We start from the raw sequence: 16840 nt of genomic DNA, 5'->3' as shown, positions 1-16840 counted from the left end.
CATGAGCGAGCTGTTACTGATTGATGATGACCAGGAGTTGTGCGAGCTGCTCGGCAGTTGGCTGACTCAGGAAGGTTTTGCGGTCCGCGCCTGCCACGATGGCGAAAGTGCGCGCCAGGCCTTGGCCGCCCAGGCGCCGGCGGCCGTGGTGCTGGATGTGATGCTGCCCGACGGCAGCGGCTTGGAGTTGCTCAAGCAACTGCGCAGCGAGCACGCCGAACTGCCCGTGTTGATGCTCTCGGCCCGTGGCGAACCGCTGGATCGCATTCTCGGCCTGGAGCTGGGCGCCGACGATTACCTGGCCAAGCCGTGTGATCCACGCGAGCTCACCGCCCGCCTGCGTGCGGTACTGCGCCGCAGTCATCCAGCTGCGCCCAGTACCCAGGTCGAGATCGGTGACCTGATCTTCAGCCCGGTGCGCGGCGTGGTCAGCATCGATCAGCGCGAGATGAGCCTGACCCTGTCGGAGAGCCGTATCCTCGAAGCCCTGCTGCGCCAGCCCGGCGAGCCGCTGGACAAACAGGCCCTGGCGCAGCTCGCCCTGGGCCGCAAACTCACGCTGTACGACCGCAGCCTGGACATGCACGTCAGCAACCTGCGCAAGAAAATCGGCCCCCATGCCGATGGCCGGCCGCGCATCGTTGCCCTGCGCAGCCGGGGTTATTACTACAGCCTCTAGAGCTCCAGCCCCAGCATCACCGCGCACAGGATCAAGAACACGCAGAACAGCGTGCGCAGCACCTTCTCAGGCAGCGCATGGGCCAGCCGCACGCCCCAGCTGATGCTCAGCAGCCCGCCGATGGCCAAGCCAGCGCCCATGCGCCAGTCGACGCTGCCATGCACACCGTAGGTGACCAAGGTCACCAGGGTACTGGGCGCCGCCAGTGCCAGCGACAAGCCCTGGGCCACCACCTGCGAGGCGCCGAACACACTGGTCAACACGGGCGTGGCCACCACGGCCCCGCCGACCCCGAACAGCCCGCCCATGCTGCCGGCAAAACAGCCCAGCACACCGAGCCACGGCCAGGGATAACGTAACTGGCTGCTCGGTGGCGCCACCTTCATGAACATGCGCGCCACGTTCCACACGGCCAAGGCCACCAGAAACGCCACGAAGCCCAGACGCATCGCGTGCGCATCGAGCCCCACCGCCCAGATCGAGCCCAGCCAGGCGAACACAAAGCTGCACAGCGCCAAGGGCACGGCGTGTCGCAGCTCGATACGGTTACGCTGATGATAGCGCCACAGCGCCAGCAGCACGTTCGGCACTACCATCACCAACGCGGTCCCTTGAGCCAATTGTTGATCGAGGCCGAACAGCACACCCAGGGCGGGAATGGCGATCAGGCCGCCACCGATCCCGAACAACCCGCCAACGGTGCCCAGCACCGTCCCCAACAGCACATACATCAACCACTCGATCATCAGTCCCTCATGCGCCACGTTCTCGATGCCCGCATGCTACGCAGTCGTGCCTGGCAGGGAAACGCACAGCAGCGCACAATGGCTATGCGTATCACGCACAAGCAAGGACCTGTCATGAGCCCCGATATCCTCACCGAACAGCTAAGCCTGTTCCTCGACGTGTTGCACACCGGCAGTTTCTCCGCCGCCGCGCGCCGCCATCCGCTGACCCCCTCGGCCGTTGCCCGGCGCATCGACGCGCTGGAGAACGCCCTGGGCAGCCGCCTGTTCGTGCGCAGTACCCACGCCGTGCGCCCGACCCCGGCGGGCAACGCGTTCGCCGAACGTGCCCGACGCATCATCGAGGAACTGCGCCTGGCGCGGGCCGAGGCGGTGTCGTTGAGCAGCGCGCCCGAAGGGCTGATCCGCATGGACGCACCCGCCGCCTTTGGCCGTCGTCACCTGGCGCCGGCCATTGCCGACTTTCTGGTGGCCTATCCCGGCCTGGACGTGCAACTGCGCTTGATCGACAGCTTCGTCGACATGCACGGTGGGCATCTGGGCGAAGTCGATCTGGTCCTGCGCGCCGGCACGCTGGCCGACACCCGTTTGGTGGCGACCCCTCTGGCCAAGATGGTGCGCATCGCCTGCGCCAGTCCTGCCTATTTGGCCAGCCGCGGCGTACCCGGCTGCCCCAGTGAACTGCCGCAGCACGATGGCCTGGACTGGGACGGCCTGGCCCCCCCTTTTGCCTGGCGCTTCACCGTGAATGGCCAACAGCGGCTGTATCGCCCTGCCCGCCTGCGCATGACCGCGAACAATGCCGAGACCCTGCTGTTCGGCGCCCTGGCCGGCCTTGGCATCGCTCATCTGCCCACTTGGCTGGTCAGCGAGTACCTGCTGCGCGGCGAATTGCAGCCGCTGTTTTGCGAAAACGGCCTGCCAGAACCGGAAACCACCGGCATCTATGCATTGCGGCTCGAACATGAAACGAACTCTCGCAGCCGCTTGTTGCTCGAATTCCTCAAGAGCCGCTTCAGCCCGGTACCGCCTTGGGACCTGGCACTGCGCAGTGGACTGCGCAGTTAGTGAGCGCACTAACGATCAGCGTGCTAGATTCTTAACCGAACTCATTCAAGGACTTGCATGAACGCCGACACCAACGCCCCGTGCGACGAGCTGCTGCTGAACAATCAGGTGTGTTTCGCCCTGCATTCCACCTCGTTGCTGATGACCAAGGTCTACAAGCCTCTGCTGCAAGCCTTGGGTCTGACCTACCCGCAGTACCTGGCCATGCTCGTGTTGTGGGAGCAGGACGGGCTCACCGTAGGTGAAATCAGCCATCGCCTGCTGACCGATCCCGGTTCGTTGACCCCTTTGCTCAAGCGCCTGGAGAGCGAAGGGCTGCTCAACCGCACCCGCAGCCGTGAAGATGAGCGTGTGGTGCTGGTGGAACTGACCGACAAGGGACGGAATCTGCGCGAGGAAGCGCGCAAGGTGCCGCAGTGCATCCTGGAAGCCTCCGGGCGCACAGTGCAGCGCCTGCAGAAATTGCAGGCTGAATTACTGGAATTGCGCGAGAGCCTGCAAAAGAGCCTGTGAGCGAGCAACCGGACGAATGGCCTAAAAATCATATTGCGCGCAAAATAATTGCGTACTAAATTTAACGCCACACCCCATTGCGCTCCGGCGCTCATCACGCAAGCGAGGCTCAAGATGCACAAGGTCACTGCGTTGTACATTGCACAAGCGACTTCCACCGGCGGCCGTGACGGCCAATCCCGCTCCAGCGATGGCAAGCTCGAGGTCAAGCTCAGCACCCCCAAGGAGCTGGGCGGCGCAGGCGGGGAAGGCAGCAATCCCGAGCAGTTGTTCGCTGCGGGTTACTCGGCCTGTTTCATCGGTGCGCTTAAGTTCGTCGCCGGCCAGGCCAAGCAAGCATTGCCCGCCGACACGGCGATCACCGCCAAGGTCGGTATCGGTCAGATCCCCGGTGGTTTCGGGCTGGACATCGACCTGCACATCGCCCTCCCCGGCCTGACCCAGGCGGACGCCGAGGCGCTGGTCGAGAAGGCCCATCAGGTCTGTCCTTATTCCAACGCCACCCGTGGCAACGTGGATGTGCGCCTGCACGTGACGGTCTGAATCAGCCGCCTTGCTGACGGACACAAAAAACCCGGCAAACGCCGGGTTTTTTATTGGCTCACCAGAAGTCTTACTTCTTGGTGCGGCCTTTGAAGCTGTTGTCGCGGGTATCGATATCGATCCACTCGTCGATTTCGATGAAGTCGGCGACTTGGATCTCGGTGCCGTTGGCCAGCTTGGCAGGCTTCATGACCTTGCCGGAGGTGTCGCCACGGGCAGCGTTCTCGGTGTAGACGACCTTACGGCTGATGGTGGTCGGCAGTTCGACCGACACCAGACGGCCTTCGAAGAAGACGGCTTCGCAGATGTCTTCCATGCCTTCTTCGATGTACGGCAGAACGGCGTCGATGTCTTCGGCGTTCAGCTCGTACATGGTGTAGTCGGTGGTGTCCATGAAGGTGTATTCATCACCATTGATGAACGACAGGGTCGCTTCTTTGCGATCCAGGATCACGTCGTCCAGCTTGTCGTCGGCGAAGTAGACGGTCTCGGTCTTGTAGCCGGTCAGCAGGTTCTTCAGCTTGGTCTTCATGATCGCGCTGTTACGGCCCGACTTGGTGAATTCCGCTTTCTGGACCAGCCACGGGTCGTTGTCGATCCGCAGGACGGTGCCGGGTTTCAGTTCTTTACCAGTTTTCATTACGCAGTATCCGAATCTGGATGGATTTATAAAAATCGAGGCCGCGTATCATAGCCAATTTCGATAAAACTGTACCAGCGCTGTAGCAAGGTCCGGTCGAGCGGCCTGTGCGCTGCGCCACTGCCGGGCGTGCGCCTGGAGTGTCGGCCAGTGGGGCTGCAACGCGCGCCAGGCCTGGGCCATGTCGCGGTCCATGTTCCACGCCCGCCACACCGCCAGCAGCGCCTGCGCCGCTTCGTCCGACAGGCCCTGGCGGTAGATCTTCAAGAAGGCTTCGAGCTTTTCCCAGTGGGCGTTCTCCTCCTGGATATAGATGTGCCACAGCCACGGCTGCCCGGCCCACTGGGCGCGCACGAAGGAATCCTCACCGCGCACGGCGTTGAAATCGCAGCACCAGAGCAACTGGTCGTAGTCTTGCTGGCTGACGAACGGCAGTACCTGAAGGGTCAAGCCACCGCGACGGCGTACATCCCCCACGGCCAAGGCTTCGCCGAACCAGGCATTGAGGTCGGCGAGAATTCGTCCCTCTGGCACCAGCAAGTGCGTGGGCTGGACATCTTCGATCAACGCGTCCAGCCAGTTGGCCAACTGCGGGTTCTCGTAGGCGAACAACGAGATCAGCCGTGCCGAGGGCGCTGGATGCACGTTCAACCGGGCCAGAAATGCCTGCCGCGCGGTGTCGTCGGTCTGCCAGGCCAGGCAGCGCTGGACGAGATCGCGTTCTCGCAGCAGGCCACCGGTCTTGGCCGTGAAGCCGGGGAAGAAAAACACGGTGCGCAGACCATTGGGCTGTGGCGAAGGCAAGCCATGGCAGCCTTCGACCCAGTCTTCGGCGCTGAGGTATTCCAGATTCAGCCATAACGCGGGCGTTGCACGTGCCGCCAGCGCGTCGAGGTAGGGGCCAGGAAGGCGGCAGCCGAAGGCGCCGATGACCACCTCGGCAGTGGCGCACGCGGGCCAGTCGCTTGCCCAATGACGCACGTCGACACCCTGTTGCCACTGCTGCGAGGCTTGCGGGTCGGCGCTTGGGCACAGGCGAGTGAAGGCGGTGAGATCGTCGACCCACAGGCGCACGTGCAGTGAGTGCTCATTGGCCAGTTGCCGGGCCAGGCGCCAGGTCACGCCAATATCACCGTAGTTGTCGATGACCGTGCAGAAGATGTCCCAGGTGGGCGGCAAGGGCGCGTGCTGCATGGTCATTCTCGATAGCGGCGGATTGGGGGCCGGGTATTCTGGCGGCAAAGGGCCGAGGGGGAAAGCGTTGCTTGTGGGCGCAGTCCTCACCGGGTTTTCTGGTGTCGAGTGTGGGTGCCGATGCGGGGTCGTGCGACAATCGAGGGGTCATTCTCTTTTCCAGGAAGCCACGATGAATCGTCCTCGCGCAGTGAAGATCACGCTTAGCCCTGTGCAGTTGGTCCTGAGCATCGCCTTGGGCCTATGGCTTGGGGCGGTGGCCGTTGGCTTGAGCGTAGGGCTGGTCTGGCATCTCTGGCCGGAGCAGGTCGAGCCGTTGGCACGCGCCGTGGCGCCGGCGCGCGTTACGCCAGGGCCAACCCCACCAGCGCCCGCGCAACAAGACGCTCAGCAGGCGATGTTCGAGCGTTACCAGCAGGTGCTGCAGGAGCAGCAGGCACGCCAGGCCATCGAGGCCGATCCGCGCCATCTGGCCAACCCCAAATGCCAGTTCTGGTTGCAGCAGAACCGCAACGCCCCCACCGCCAACAGCCAGGCCAAAGTGATGGAGTTCTGCAACTGATCATGGACAAGGCCTGCCTGCTCGCCCACATCATCGAACGCCTCGAGCACGACAGCGAGGTGCTGCGTCGCGCCGCCCAGACGGCCTACGAAACCGCGACGGCCGAAGAAAACATCGCCGAGAACAAGTACGACACGCTCGGCCTCGAAGCCTCCTACCTCGCCACCGGACAAGCGCGGCGCACGGCCGAGATTCGCCAGGCGCTGGTGAGCTATCAGCAACTGCTGCTGCGCGACTACGACCCCGGGCGAGGTATCCAGGTGAGCAATAGGGTCACCCTCGAGGATGAGCAGGGCACTCGCCAGTGCCTGTTCCTCGGACCTGAGGGTGCAGGCCTGAAGATCGGCGAAGGCGATGCACAGGTCACCGTGATCACCCCGCGCTCGCCGTTGGGCCTGCAGCTGCTCGGCAAGCGACTCGACGACGAAGTCACCCTGACGCTCGCCGGCACCGCGCAGGTGCAGTGCGTGGTCGAGGTCGACTGAGCCGCCCTACCCGCCGCTGGCCACGAAGGCCTCGTCCACCCGAGCCAACTGCGCCTCGCTCAGCGTGCCGGCCTGATAGTGCAGCTTGATCCACGCCAGCAGGTAGTCGTAACGCGCCCGGGCCAGATCGCGTCGAGTGGTGGACAACTGCTGCTCGGCATTGAGCACATCCAGGTTGACCCGCTCCCCGCCCTGCACGCTCTTGCGCGTCGAGGCCACCAACGCCTCGGCGGCCTGCAGGGCCCGTTCGTAGGCGCGCAAGCGGCTGGCGCCAGAGGCGCAGGCGTTGTACTGCCGACGCAGTTCGATCAGGGTGCTACGGGTATTGCCATCGAGTTCGTACTCGGCCTGCTCCAGGTGTCGGCTGGCTTGGCGGGTGGACGCACTCACGGCACCGCCAGCGAACAGCGGCAGGCTGATTTCGATACCCACCGTGTTGGTGTCATAACGCTGGTTGTAGGTGTTGCCGCTGTCCGACTCCTGGCGCCGCGAGGTGGCGAAGGCGTTGACCTTGGGCAGGTGCCCGGCCCGGTTGCGCTCGACTTCGTAGCGGGCCACGTCCAGCGCATGGCGCTGCGAGCCGAGCACGGGGTTGCCCTCCAGCGCCAGCGACTGCCAGGCCTCGAAGCCTGTGGGCGCCATCACCGGCAAGGCGAAGCCGCTGCGCAGCGGCGCCAGATCGTCGATGTGCACCGCCGGTTCGCCGATCAACGCACCGAGTTCGCGCAGGGCGGCGTCTTCGTCGTTGCGGGCCTGGATTTCCTCGGCATCGGCCAGCTCGAAACGTGCCTGGGCCTCGAGGATGTCGGTGCGCGTGCCCTCGCCTGCCTGGTACAACCGCTGGTTCTGCTGGAACTGCTGGCGGTAGGCCTGCTTGCTGGCCACGCTGATGGCGATCTGATCACGGGCATACAGCGCCTGGGTATAGCTGGTCATGACCCGCACCAGCAACTGCTGGCTCTGGTCACGGAAACTCTCGTCGGCGAACAGGGCCTGGGCCACGCCTTTGCGATAAGCGGCGTACGCTTCGTAGTCGAACAGCGGCTGCTGCAGAATGAAGGTCGAGCCGTAGCTGTCGTAGCGCCGATCTTCGCTGGTGCGCCGCGCGTCACCCAGGTAGCTGGCCTTCGAATCGTTGCGGCCTTTGTTGTAGCTGTAGGACAGGTTCGGCAGCAGACCCGCGCGACCGATCGCACGGTATTCCTGGCCCGCCTCGCGGGCCTTGAAGGCCGCCAGGTAGGTCGGGTCTCGGCGCAGCGCCTGCTCGTAGACCTGGAACGGCCCCATGGCGGCCTGGACCAAGGCCGGCAACAGTGTGCAGGCCGCCAGCAGGCCGGTGGCAAAAGACTTCATCACAGCGTCCTCAAGGTTCGCTCAAGGCGCTGCCCGCTCGATCGAGCAGGGGCTTGAACAGGTAGTTGAGCAGCGAGCGCTCGCCGGTGCGCACGAACAGCTCCGCCGGCATGCCGGGGCGGATCGACAGCCCCTGCAGACGCGTCAACGCCTCTTCGCTCACGGTGCTGCGCAGCACGTAGTAGGGTTGGCCGCTGCGCTCGTCCAGCAACTGGTCGGCCGAGATCAGCGCCACTTCGCCGGTGACCCGCGGCGTGCGGTTCTGGTTGAAGGCGGTGAACAGAATGTCCACCGGCAACTGCGGCGCCACTTTGTCCACCAGGTTCACCGGCAGACGCCCCTCCACTTCCAGGGCCGTGCCCTGGGGCACGATTTCCAGCAGGGTCTCGCCCGCCCGCACTACCGCGCCTTCGGTGTGCACGCCCAGGTTGATGGCGATGCCGTCGGCCGGCGCCAGGATCTCGCTGTGGCGCAGTTCGAAACGTGCCGAATTCAGTTGCTGCTCCAGCGTCGCAGCGCGTACCTGCGCATCGGCCAACTGGCTGCGCACCTCCTTCTGGTACTCCTCGCGGCGCTGTTGCAGGTTGAGCTGGGCTTCGACGATGCCTTGTTCGAGACGGGCGCTGTCGCCGGCATTCTGCGCCAGGTCGCGCTGGACCTGGGACAACTGGCGCTGGTACTCCAGCACCCGATTGCGCGGGATATAGCCCTCGCCAGCCAATGGCCTCAGGTTGTCGAGCTGCTCGCGCAAGGAGTCGGCCTGAGCCTGCAAGTCGCCGCGCGCCCGGCGCATACCGGCCAACTGCGCCCGCGAGCCCTCGACGCTCGCCGACAATGCGCCTTGCTCGCGGGCCAGGGCCTGGCGACGGCTCTCGAACAGTTGACGCTGCCCTTCGAGCACCAGTCCCAACTGCGGGTCGGATGCCTCGTTCAGTTCGACCGGAAAGTGCACCTGCTGCGCATTGTCACGCTCGCCGCGCCACCGCGCCAGGCTGGCCTGGGCCATGCGGTACTGGGCCTGCAAGGCCTCGACATCGGCCTGCACCTGGGTCCGGTCCAGACGCAGCAGCGGCTCGCCTTGGCGCACCGCCTGCCCTTCGCTGACCAGGATGCGACTGACCACGCCCGCCGCCATCGACTGCACCGCCTTGCGCTTGCCGGACACCACCACGGTGCCAGGCACCGTCACGCCCTGATCGAGCGGCGCCAGGCTGGCCCAGAGCATGAACCCGCCAAAGCCGAGCAGGGTCAGCAGCCAGCCCAGGCGTACATAAAAACCTGAATCGCGCATCGAACGGCTCATGCGCCACCTCCGGCCTGCAGCGGACGATGCACCGCGCCCTGGCCCAAGGCCTGGAGCACCTCACGTGCTGGGCCAAACACCTGCATCCGCCCCTCGTTCATCACCAGCAGCTTGTCGGCCTGGCCCAGCGCCGCGCTGCGATGGGTCACCAGTACCACGCTGCGCCCCAGCGCCTTGAGCTGGACCAAGGCATTGGCCAATGCCGCCTCGCCGAGGCTGTCCAGGTTGGAATTAGGCTCGTCGAGCACCACCAGGCACGGATGGCCGTACAGCGCCCGCGCCAGCGCGATGCGCTGCTTCTGGCCACCGGAGAGGTCGGCGCCGCCTTCGCCCAAGCGGGTGTCGTAGCCGTGCGGCAGGCGCAGGATCAATTCATGGACCCCCGCCAGGCGCGCGGCCTCCACCACCTTGAGGCCGTCGAGCTCGCCGAAGCGGGCAATGTTCTCGGCGATGCTGCCGCGCAGCAGTTCGATACTCTGGGGCAAATAGCCAATGTGCGGGCCGAGCGCCTCCCGATCCCACTGGCGCAGCTCGGCGCCGTCCAGGCGAACATGACCGGCCAATGGCTGCCAGACACCCACCAGCAAACGCGCCAACGTCGACTTGCCCGAGCCCGAAGCGCCCAGCACACCCAACACCTCACCCGGCGCCAGCGCAAAGCTGACCTGCTGCAGCGTGGCCTGCTGGCGACCGGGCGGTCCAGCGCTGACCTGCTCCACCGTCAATTGCCCAAGCGGCGTGGGCAGTGGCATCGGTGCCGGCGGTTCGGGGTGCTCGCGCAGCAGCGCATCCAGACGCCGGTAGGCCAACTGCGCACCGCTCCATTGCTTCCACACAGCGATGAGCTGGTCGATCGGCGCCAGCACCCGTCCCATCAGGATCGAGCCGGCGATCATCATGCCGGGCGTCATCTGCCCTTCGATCACCAGCAAGGCACCGAGTCCCAGCACCAACGACTGCAAGCACAGGCGTAGGGCCTTGCTGGTCGCAGTGATCACCGCAGAGGTGTCGCTGGCCTGGTTCTGCAGCGTGAGAAAACGGCTGTGCAGGGCGAACCAGCGTTGGCGCAGGACGCCGAGCATGCCCATGGCCTGGATGCTCTCGGCGTTGAGCAACTGGCTGGCGGCCAGGCTGCTGGACTGCTGCTGCAAGCCGCTGGCCTCGGCCAGGGGGCGTTGAGTCAAGCGCTCGTTGAGCACCGCCAGCAGCACCAGCAACAAGGCGCCGGCACTGGCGAGCACGCCCAGCCAGACGTTGAACAGGAAGATCACGGCCAGGTACACCGGAAACCAGGGCGCATCGAAGAAGGCGAACAACGCCGGACCGGTGACGAACTGGCGCACCTGGGTCATGTCGGTCAGGGCTTGCCCCGCCGCCCCGTCACCCTGGCGCAAGTTACGCTCGAAGGCGGCGCGATAGAGGGTCAAGTTGAACCGCTGTTCCAACCGATAACCCACTCGAATCACGATGAAACTGCGCACTGCCTCCAGCACGCCCATATAAAAGAAGAAGCCCACGACCATCAGGGTCAACATCCATAACGTCGTGGGATTCTGCGAAGTCAGTACACGGTCGTACACTTGCAACATATAGATCGACGGCACCAGCATGAGAACGTTGATCAAGGCGGTAAAACAGCCAACACTGATCAAGGTCGATTTGAATTCGGCAAGTGCCGCCCACAGAAGTGCACCGGGCTGATGGCTCGGAAGTTTCATGTTTCGCCCTTATTACCGTTGCAACTTGGCCTGGTTAGTTATTATCCAGACGCTCCAGTACCAACACCTCACCGCCCGGCACAGTGCCGGTATAGCGGTCTACCTGTTGGCGGCTGAAATGCACTACGGTGCTGCCATCGGCCCCCACCAGGGCCAGCGTGTCGGGCGTCACCAACCAACTGCCGGGGCGCAGACCCAGCAGGGCCTGGGCGCAGGCCAGGTCGCCGTCCAGGGTGCCTTGCTCGGCCTCCAGGCGCAGGGCGCAGCCCTCGGCTGGACGTGGTTGCGGATAAAGCTGCCAGCGCCCGGCCAGTTGCGCCGCGCTGGGGAGTAGCAGGCTGCTCGCCATACCTACCTCGGTCATCGATATCAGGGCGATCGCGCCTAGCGCGATCATGGGGTTGACTGCTCGCATTCGTCCACCTCCGTGGCGAGGGCGACCCGCAGCCTGCACGGGCCGCCCCGTCAGGTCAGACCACGATGTCCGTGGCGACCGCCTGACCCACGGTAGTCACCAGGAAATCAACCTGGCTGTTGCCGGTGAAGTCGATGGCCAGGCTGCCCAGGTTGGTGGCCTGGTCATAGCTGAGCACCGCTTCGCCGGCATGGCCGCTGAAGCTGTTGACGAAGGCCAGTGGCAACTTGCTCTGGGCGAAGGCCGGGATGGCCGACAGGTCGATCTTGTCCTGACCGCTGGCGAAATCCATGATCCGGTCCGGCGCCTTGGCCGTGGAATCGCTGACTGCGCCATAGACGAAGGTGTCTGCGCCGCTACCGCCCCAGAGCACGTCCGCCCCGCCGCCGCCGTAGATGATGTCGTTGCCGGCACCGCCCTTGAGCACGTTGGCCACCGCGTTGCCGATCAGCAGGTCGTTGCCCGAACCGCCTATGGCGTTTTCCACGGTCACGCCCTTGGCGATCGAGACGTTGCCGACCATCCCCCCCACGTCGGAGAACGAGGCTTCGTTGAGGTTGATCTTCTGGTTCTGGGTGAACCCGGAGAAGTCCAGGGTATCGTTGCCGCCACCGTCCCACACGGTGAACACCAGCTTGGACGAAGCCGAGGTGGCCGAGTAGAAATCGCGATCGGCCGTGGAGTTGAACCCGTACACGGTGTCGCCCGAGCGGGTGGCGTAGTTGGCGCCGTAGAGCTTCTGGATCGCCGCGATATCGTCGATCAAAGGCGCCGAGGCATAGTACTGGCCACCGCCTTTGACGAAGTTCTGCGCGGTGTTGCTCTCGCTCCAGTAGCTCATCACGCTGTAGCCGCGGGTGTCCTGGGCGTACGAGGCGTCACGGTAGCTCGGGTTGCCCTGGCCGGCGTTGTAGTCGCCGGGATGGGACAGGCCCAGGGTGTGGCCGATCTCGTGGGTCAAGGTCTGGCGACCGTAGTTGCCGGTGTCCGGGCTGATGTTGACCTGGTAGCCGTTGTTGACCAGGTACCACGACTCACCCTTGTGCGACCCGGCGCCGTCGAACGGCAGGTAGGCGAAGGCCGCGCCGCCGTCGTTGGCGCTGTAGTTGCCGAAGGTCATGTGACCGTCGCCACCTGAGGCCGACTCGGTGAAGGTGACCTTGGCCACGTCCGCCCAGGACTGCATGGCGAGCTTGGCCTGAGCCTTCTGCTGGGTGTTGAACTGACTGAAGGTGCCCAGGCCGCGGCTGACGAAGTCAGACGGCGCTTTGCTCAGGAAGGTGTAGGTGAGGCTGATGGTGCCGTCCTTGTTCAGGTCCTTCCAGGACGCGCCGTCACGCAGCAGCTGGGTCGCTGCCTGGTCGACGGTGAACGACGGTTTGCCATTGATCTTCGCACCCCCGCGATCGTACTGGTGGGCGAAGCCGTTGATCAGCCCGAAAGCGGAACTGGGACCGTTGGGCTGCAGCGCCGAGGCGGCAGCGTACAGGGCCTTAGCATTGACATTCGACATGCAGACACTTCCTTGTTTGCGGAAATGATTGAAGTTCGACAGGAACGCTCAAGCATTGGCGAGAGCATCCTGTCACTCGCCCTTATGAGGCGTAAAAAAACTGACACACCCTGAAACTTACTGTCCAGTCTTTTTTTGGTGTGCGTTATACGAATTGCCAACCACGTCGAAGTTCTGGGTTATTTGCGCAAACAGTCGCGAATGATTAGGGCAGTGCAGAACGGCTTATTCAAATAATGACTGGCCGTTCATTATGCGCGTCGGGGAAGTTTTATTATGAAAAAGCGACATGAATTACAATGCGTGTGGCGCATCGGTAAAACAGCGCTATCGCTATTCGTTTGAATTCAAAGGCGCGCTGTCCGTCGCCGGCTCCGACCGGTTCAGGCTCGGCCACCCGACATCGAGCCGCCCTGCTACCATATCGCCCTTTTTGCCCTCCCCGCCCTGCCCGCTTCCAAGGAGCCTCGCATGACCCCGCTTCGTTCTCGTCTGCCCTTCGGCCTGTTGGGCCTGGGGGTTGCGCTGCACGCCTGCCCTGGCCATGGCGCAGAACCGGTCAACCTGGCACCGGTGCAGATCAGCGAACGGGCGACGGACGCCGGCTACCAGGCCGACCAAGCGCAGGTTGGCGGCTGGCAAGCGGCCCCACTGCTCGACACTCCCGCCTCGGTCAGCGTGTTCAGCCGCCAACTGCTCGACGATCGCCAAGTACGTCTGCTCAGCCAAGTGCTGCAAAGCGATGCCTCGGTCGGCGAGAGCTATGCGCCCATCGGCTACTACGAGAACTTCAACGTGCGCGGCTTCAGCCTCGACGCGGCCAACAGCTACCGAATCAATGGCCAGACCATCGCCGGCGAGCAGAACGTGGCGCTGGAGAACAAGCAGCAGGTCGAACTGCTCAAGGGTCTGTCGGGGCTGCAGAGCGGCGTCTCCGAACCCGGCGGGCTGATCAACTACGTCACCAAGCGCGCCGAGGACGTACGCAGCGTCACCGTCTCGACCAACGACCAAGGCGAGCGCTACCTGGCCACCGACCTGGGCGGCTGGTTCGGTGAGCAGAAGCAGTTCGGTCTGCGCGCCAACCTGGCCCACGAAGACCTGCGCAGCTACGTCGACCACGCCGACGGCAGGCGCGACTTCGCCTCGTTGGCCTTCGACTGGCAGATCAACGCCAATGCCACGCTGCAACTGGATGCTGAATACCAGCACCGTGAACAGCGCTCGGTACCGGGTTACCAGTTGCTGGGGGGTAGCGAGGTGCCGCACGGCGTCAACCCGCGGGATCGCCTGGCCTATCAGTCGTGGGCAAATCCGGTGCAGAACGATTCGCTGAACCTGGGCGGTCGCTTCGAATACCGCTTCAGCGACACCTGGAGCGGTGCGTTGAGCGCGTCGCGCAGCCAGGTGGTGATCGACGACTACAGCGCCTTCGCCTGGGGCTCGGACGCCGGCGCCGTGTTCGCCCGCAACGGTGATTACGGCATCTACGACTACCGCAGCCCCGACGACACCCGGCGTGTGGACGCCCTGCAGGCCACCCTGGATGGACACTTCCAGGCCCTGGGCCTCGACCACGAGCTGACCCTGGGCAGCAGCGCGCAGCGACGCACCGTGGATCAGCGCCCTTACTACAACGAGTGGCTGGGCACCGGCAACATCGATACCGACGCCCCCGCCCTCGCCCCGTCGGACAAGCCGGTGGGTCACAGCGAACGCCGCCTGGACAGCCGCCAGTACGGCCTGTTCTTCAGCGACCGCATCCGCTTCGACGAACATTGGCAGACGGTGCTCGGCGCGCGCGAAGTACGCCTGGACGAGAAGACCTGGGACGAGACCGGCACGCCTGGCCGCCACACCCGGCAGTACCAGTTGTTGCCCAACGTCGCGCTGATCTACAAACCGCAGGCCGACACCACCCTCTACGCCAGCTGGTCCAAGGGCCTGTCAGCCGGCGGCACCGCGCCTTGGTTCGCCAGCAACGCCGCCGAGATCCTCGCGCCGACCCTGTCACGCCAGTTGGAGGTGGGTATCAAGCGTGACTGGCAGGGCGTGAGCCTGAGCGCAGCGCTGTTCCAGATCCGTCAGGCCTACCAGTACGCCAAGCCCGGAGACGGCGCCGCGCCGCTCTACGTGCAGCAGGGGCAGCAAAAGAACACCGGCCTGGAGCTGGGGGCCAGCGGTTGGGCCACCGCCAACCTGCAACTGCATGCCAGTGCGGCGGCCATCCGGGCGCGGGTGAACGACACAGGCACCGACGCCTACGAGGGTCACCAGGCGATCAACGTGCCACGCCTTCGCGCTGCGTTGCAGGCCGAATACAGCTTGCCGCTGCCCGGCCTGGCGCTGCTCGGCGGCGCTCGCTACAGCGCCAGCAAGTACGCCAGTCAGGCGGGTAACGTGGCCGTGGGCGGCTACACCGTATTCGATGTGGGTAGCCGTTATCGCACCCGTATCGGCGACTACGACACGGTCGTGCGCTTGAGCGTCGATAACCTGTTCGACAAACGCTACTGGCGCGACGTCGGCGATTACCTGGGCGATGACTACCTGTTCCAGGGCGCGCCGCGTACCGCCAGGCTGTCGGCGTCGGTCAGCTTCTAGGGTGCATGCGGACGTGGACAGCTCCCCCAAGCGCTGTCCTGCACGGGCGCTTCGAACTCGTCGGCGAACACATAGCGGTCCTTGCCCAGGTGCTTGGCGTGGTACATCGCGGCATCCGCCGCCCTGAGCAGGCTGTCGCTGTCGGTGTCGGTGTCGCTGGCGTCTTCGCAGAGGATCACGCCGACGCTGGCGCGCACTTGAGCGCTGCCACCTTCCAAGGCAATCGGCTCGCGCACGGCAGCGATCACCCGATCGAGGATCATGCGGCATTCAGGGCGCCCGGACAGGTCCTCCATGATCAGCACGAACTCATCGCCCCCCAGCCGCGCCAACGTGTCGGAACCGCGCACCTTGCCCAGCAAACGTTGGGCAACCGTGATCAGCACCCGATCACCCTGAGCGTGGCCGAAGCGGTCGTTGACGCCCTTGAAACCGTCCAGGTCCAGCAGCGCCAGGGCGAAGCGCTTGCCTTGCCGATGGCTGCGCTGCTCGGCCTGCTCCAGGCGCCGTAGCATCAGCCTTCGGTTGGCCAGCCCGGTGAGTGGATCGATCAGTGCCTGGCGCAGCAGTTCGGCGCGGCGCTGGCGCAGACTCAGCAAGGCATGCATCAGCCAGGCGATCGAGCCGCTGCCCAGCAGGATCAGCCCGAACTCGAAGTAGTGCCGGGCATCTGCGGCCGTGGCGTGCAGCGGCGCCACACACAGATTCCATACCGTGGTACCGATCCTGACATCGCGACACAGCCCGTCGACCAGATCACCTGGCGAGCGCAGCAGCACGCGACGCTCGCCGGTCTCGGCATCCAGGCCCGACAGCGCGTAGGCATAACCTTGAGCTTCGATGGCTGGCAGGTTGGCATCTTCCAGGGCTTCGGGCAGCACCAGGGTGACCACCGTGTACCCCCAAAAGCGTGGTGTTCCGTTTGAATCCGGCAGAAACACCGGGAGCATGCCAATGGCGCCCAACGGTCCCTGGATCAGGGTGAAGGGACCGGTGAACTGAAGACGCGGCGCCGCAGGGTCCAGCGCAGCCAGTACCTGCTTGCGGTCATAGAACTCCAGCAGATCGTGATCGCGCACGATCAGGTTGCGGTCCAGCGGCTCGATCTGGCGGATGATGCCCTCGGGGGCCAGTGAGAACGCGTAGGCGCCCTTGTACAGCGGCAGCAGAAAATGCGCGAGGGCGGGGAAATCCGGCACTTGGCCATGACCCTGATAGACCATCACCGCCAGCGTGCGATTGGCGGTCAGCGCTCGCTCGAGCACTTTTTCCACCGCCACCGCAAAGGTGGTCGCCACCTCGCCGGTGCGCACCTGTTCGAGGCGTCGAGCGTCCTCGTCGAAACGCTGCAACAGAATCCAGCCGAGCAGGAAGAAGCCGGTGAAGGCCAGGAGCGGCAGACTCCAGCGCAACCAGCGTCCGGCTCGAACGACGCTCATCATGAGGCAATCCACTCGCGACCCAGGGCTGCGACCGATTCTGTCGGAAAACAACGCTATTTCAA

At 64.7% G+C, this 16840-nt stretch carries 16 protein-coding genes; 7 read left to right on the top strand and 9 right to left on the bottom strand.

The annotated features are described in order from the left end of the window. Position 1 precedes the first annotated feature (1 nt). The gene (locus Q7C30_RS18040; RefSeq protein WP_039579112.1) at positions 2 to 679 is read left to right on the top strand and encodes a response regulator transcription factor; all 678 of its coding nucleotides are present in this window, start codon (positions 2 to 4) and stop codon (positions 677 to 679) included. Here the strand turns inward: Q7C30_RS18040 and Q7C30_RS18035 are convergent. After that, positions 676 to 1425: a sulfite exporter TauE/SafE family protein gene (locus Q7C30_RS18035; RefSeq protein ID WP_317872298.1), complete on the bottom strand. Its 750-nt coding sequence runs from the start codon at positions 1423 to 1425 to the stop codon at positions 676 to 678. The two genes, Q7C30_RS18040 and Q7C30_RS18035, sit on opposite strands and share 4 nt — an antisense overlap. A 114-nt stretch (positions 1426 to 1539) precedes the next feature. On the opposite strand from Q7C30_RS18035, the gene Q7C30_RS18030 reads away from it, so the two are divergent. From Q7C30_RS18030 to Q7C30_RS18020, 3 genes are all read left to right on the top strand, one after another. Then, the gene (locus Q7C30_RS18030; protein ID WP_304483287.1) at positions 1540 to 2493 is read left to right on the top strand and encodes a LysR family transcriptional regulator; all 954 of its coding nucleotides are present in this window, start codon (positions 1540 to 1542) and stop codon (positions 2491 to 2493) included. A 57-nt stretch (positions 2494 to 2550) separates the two neighbouring features. Continuing rightward, positions 2551 to 3006, top strand: coding sequence for a MarR family transcriptional regulator (locus Q7C30_RS18025; protein WP_029613943.1), 456 nt, complete (start codon positions 2551 to 2553; stop codon positions 3004 to 3006). 114 nt (positions 3007 to 3120) lie between these two features. Then, entirely contained in the window at positions 3121 to 3549 is a 429-nt protein-coding gene (locus Q7C30_RS18020; RefSeq protein ID WP_295482534.1) for an organic hydroperoxide resistance protein, read from the top strand. Positions 3550 to 3619: 70 nt separating this feature from the next. On the opposite strand, the gene efp is transcribed toward Q7C30_RS18020, so the two are convergent. Next, on the bottom strand, positions 3620 to 4189 hold the full coding sequence (gene efp, locus Q7C30_RS18015) for an elongation factor P (protein ID WP_029613941.1): 570 nt from the start codon (positions 4187 to 4189) through the stop codon (positions 3620 to 3622). Between the two features lie 48 nt (positions 4190 to 4237). Then, entirely contained in the window at positions 4238 to 5368 is a 1131-nt protein-coding gene (earP, locus tag Q7C30_RS18010) for an elongation factor P maturation arginine rhamnosyltransferase EarP (RefSeq protein ID WP_317872562.1), read from the bottom strand. A 187-nt stretch (positions 5369 to 5555) separates the two neighbouring features. On the opposite strand from earP, the gene Q7C30_RS18005 reads away from it, so the two are divergent. Together Q7C30_RS18005 and Q7C30_RS18000 are read left to right on the top strand one after the other, a co-directional pair. After that, the gene (locus Q7C30_RS18005; RefSeq protein WP_317872297.1) at positions 5556 to 5945 is read left to right on the top strand and encodes a hypothetical protein; all 390 of its coding nucleotides are present in this window, start codon (positions 5556 to 5558) and stop codon (positions 5943 to 5945) included. 2 nt (positions 5946 to 5947) lie between these two features. Next, positions 5948 to 6430 carry a GreA/GreB family elongation factor gene (locus tag Q7C30_RS18000; protein ID WP_317872296.1) on the top strand — a complete coding sequence of 161 codons (483 nt, stop codon included), beginning with the start codon at positions 5948 to 5950 and terminating at the stop codon, positions 6428 to 6430. 6 nt (positions 6431 to 6436) lie between these two features. Here Q7C30_RS18000 and Q7C30_RS17995 read toward each other — a convergent pair whose 3' ends face one another. The 5 genes from Q7C30_RS17995 to Q7C30_RS17975 are packed head-to-tail and all read right to left on the bottom strand — an operon-like array spanning position 6437 to position 12732. Further along, positions 6437 to 7783: a TolC family outer membrane protein gene (locus tag Q7C30_RS17995; protein WP_317872295.1), complete on the bottom strand. Its 1347-nt coding sequence runs from the start codon at positions 7781 to 7783 to the stop codon at positions 6437 to 6439. A gap of 10 nt (positions 7784 to 7793) precedes the next feature. Continuing rightward, positions 7794 to 9086 carry an HlyD family type I secretion periplasmic adaptor subunit gene (locus tag Q7C30_RS17990; RefSeq protein ID WP_317872294.1) on the bottom strand — a complete coding sequence of 431 codons (1293 nt, stop codon included), beginning with the start codon at positions 9084 to 9086 and terminating at the stop codon, positions 7794 to 7796. After that, positions 9083 to 10804, bottom strand: a complete 1722-nt coding sequence (locus Q7C30_RS17985; protein WP_039579131.1) for a type I secretion system permease/ATPase — start codon at positions 10802 to 10804, stop codon at positions 9083 to 9085. The genes Q7C30_RS17990 and Q7C30_RS17985 overlap by 4 nt, the downstream gene beginning before the upstream one ends. A gap of 34 nt (positions 10805 to 10838) precedes the next feature. After that, positions 10839 to 11219, bottom strand: coding sequence for an AprI/Inh family metalloprotease inhibitor (locus Q7C30_RS17980; RefSeq protein WP_052192099.1), 381 nt, complete (start codon positions 11217 to 11219; stop codon positions 10839 to 10841). A gap of 55 nt (positions 11220 to 11274) precedes the next feature. Then, on the bottom strand, positions 11275 to 12732 hold the full coding sequence (locus Q7C30_RS17975) for a serralysin family metalloprotease (RefSeq protein WP_039579134.1): 1458 nt from the start codon (positions 12730 to 12732) through the stop codon (positions 11275 to 11277). A gap of 471 nt (positions 12733 to 13203) precedes the next feature. Here Q7C30_RS17975 and Q7C30_RS17970 point away from each other — a divergent pair, with 471 nt between their 5' ends. Continuing rightward, positions 13204 to 15336 carry a TonB-dependent siderophore receptor gene (locus tag Q7C30_RS17970; RefSeq protein WP_317872293.1) on the top strand — a complete coding sequence of 711 codons (2133 nt, stop codon included), beginning with the start codon at positions 13204 to 13206 and terminating at the stop codon, positions 15334 to 15336. Here the strand turns inward: Q7C30_RS17970 and Q7C30_RS17965 are convergent. Then, positions 15333 to 16775 carry a sensor domain-containing diguanylate cyclase gene (locus Q7C30_RS17965; RefSeq protein WP_317872292.1) on the bottom strand — a complete coding sequence of 481 codons (1443 nt, stop codon included), beginning with the start codon at positions 16773 to 16775 and terminating at the stop codon, positions 15333 to 15335. The genes Q7C30_RS17970 and Q7C30_RS17965 overlap by 4 nt on opposite strands. Positions 16776 to 16840: the final 65 nt, after the last annotated feature.

Source organism: Pseudomonas sp. RAC1 (genome assembly GCF_030658255.1).
GTDB lineage: Bacteria > Pseudomonadota > Gammaproteobacteria > Pseudomonadales > Pseudomonadaceae > Aquipseudomonas > Aquipseudomonas boreofloridensis.
The sequence above is the reverse complement of the archived record's forward strand: the minus strand, read 5'-3'. Positions and strand labels throughout refer to the sequence as shown.

Coding starts and splice junctions, on each gene's coding strand:
- Q7C30_RS18040 (WP_039579112.1), top strand. CDS start 2: ATGAGCGAGCTGTTACTGATTGATGATGACCAGGAGTTGTGCGAGCTG.
- Q7C30_RS18035 (WP_317872298.1), bottom strand. CDS start 1,425: ATGATCGAGTGGTTGATGTATGTGCTGTTGGGGACGGTGCTGGGCACC.
- Q7C30_RS18030 (WP_304483287.1), top strand. CDS start 1,540: ATGAGCCCCGATATCCTCACCGAACAGCTAAGCCTGTTCCTCGACGTG.
- Q7C30_RS18025 (WP_029613943.1), top strand. CDS start 2,551: ATGAACGCCGACACCAACGCCCCGTGCGACGAGCTGCTGCTGAACAAT.
- Q7C30_RS18020 (WP_295482534.1), top strand. CDS start 3,121: ATGCACAAGGTCACTGCGTTGTACATTGCACAAGCGACTTCCACCGGC.
- efp (WP_029613941.1), bottom strand. CDS start 4,189: ATGAAAACTGGTAAAGAACTGAAACCCGGCACCGTCCTGCGGATCGAC.
- Q7C30_RS18005 (WP_317872297.1), top strand. CDS start 5,556: ATGAATCGTCCTCGCGCAGTGAAGATCACGCTTAGCCCTGTGCAGTTG.
- Q7C30_RS18000 (WP_317872296.1), top strand. CDS start 5,948: ATGGACAAGGCCTGCCTGCTCGCCCACATCATCGAACGCCTCGAGCAC.
- Q7C30_RS17995 (WP_317872295.1), bottom strand. CDS start 7,783: ATGAAGTCTTTTGCCACCGGCCTGCTGGCGGCCTGCACACTGTTGCCG.
- Q7C30_RS17990 (WP_317872294.1), bottom strand. CDS start 9,086: ATGAGCCGTTCGATGCGCGATTCAGGTTTTTATGTACGCCTGGGCTGG.
- Q7C30_RS17985 (WP_039579131.1), bottom strand. CDS start 10,804: ATGAAACTTCCGAGCCATCAGCCCGGTGCACTTCTGTGGGCGGCACTT.
- Q7C30_RS17980 (WP_052192099.1), bottom strand. CDS start 11,219: ATGCGAGCAGTCAACCCCATGATCGCGCTAGGCGCGATCGCCCTGATA.
- Q7C30_RS17975 (WP_039579134.1), bottom strand. CDS start 12,732: ATGTCGAATGTCAATGCTAAGGCCCTGTACGCTGCCGCCTCGGCGCTG.
- Q7C30_RS17970 (WP_317872293.1), top strand. CDS start 13,204: ATGACCCCGCTTCGTTCTCGTCTGCCCTTCGGCCTGTTGGGCCTGGGG.
- Q7C30_RS17965 (WP_317872292.1), bottom strand. CDS start 16,775: ATGAGCGTCGTTCGAGCCGGACGCTGGTTGCGCTGGAGTCTGCCGCTC.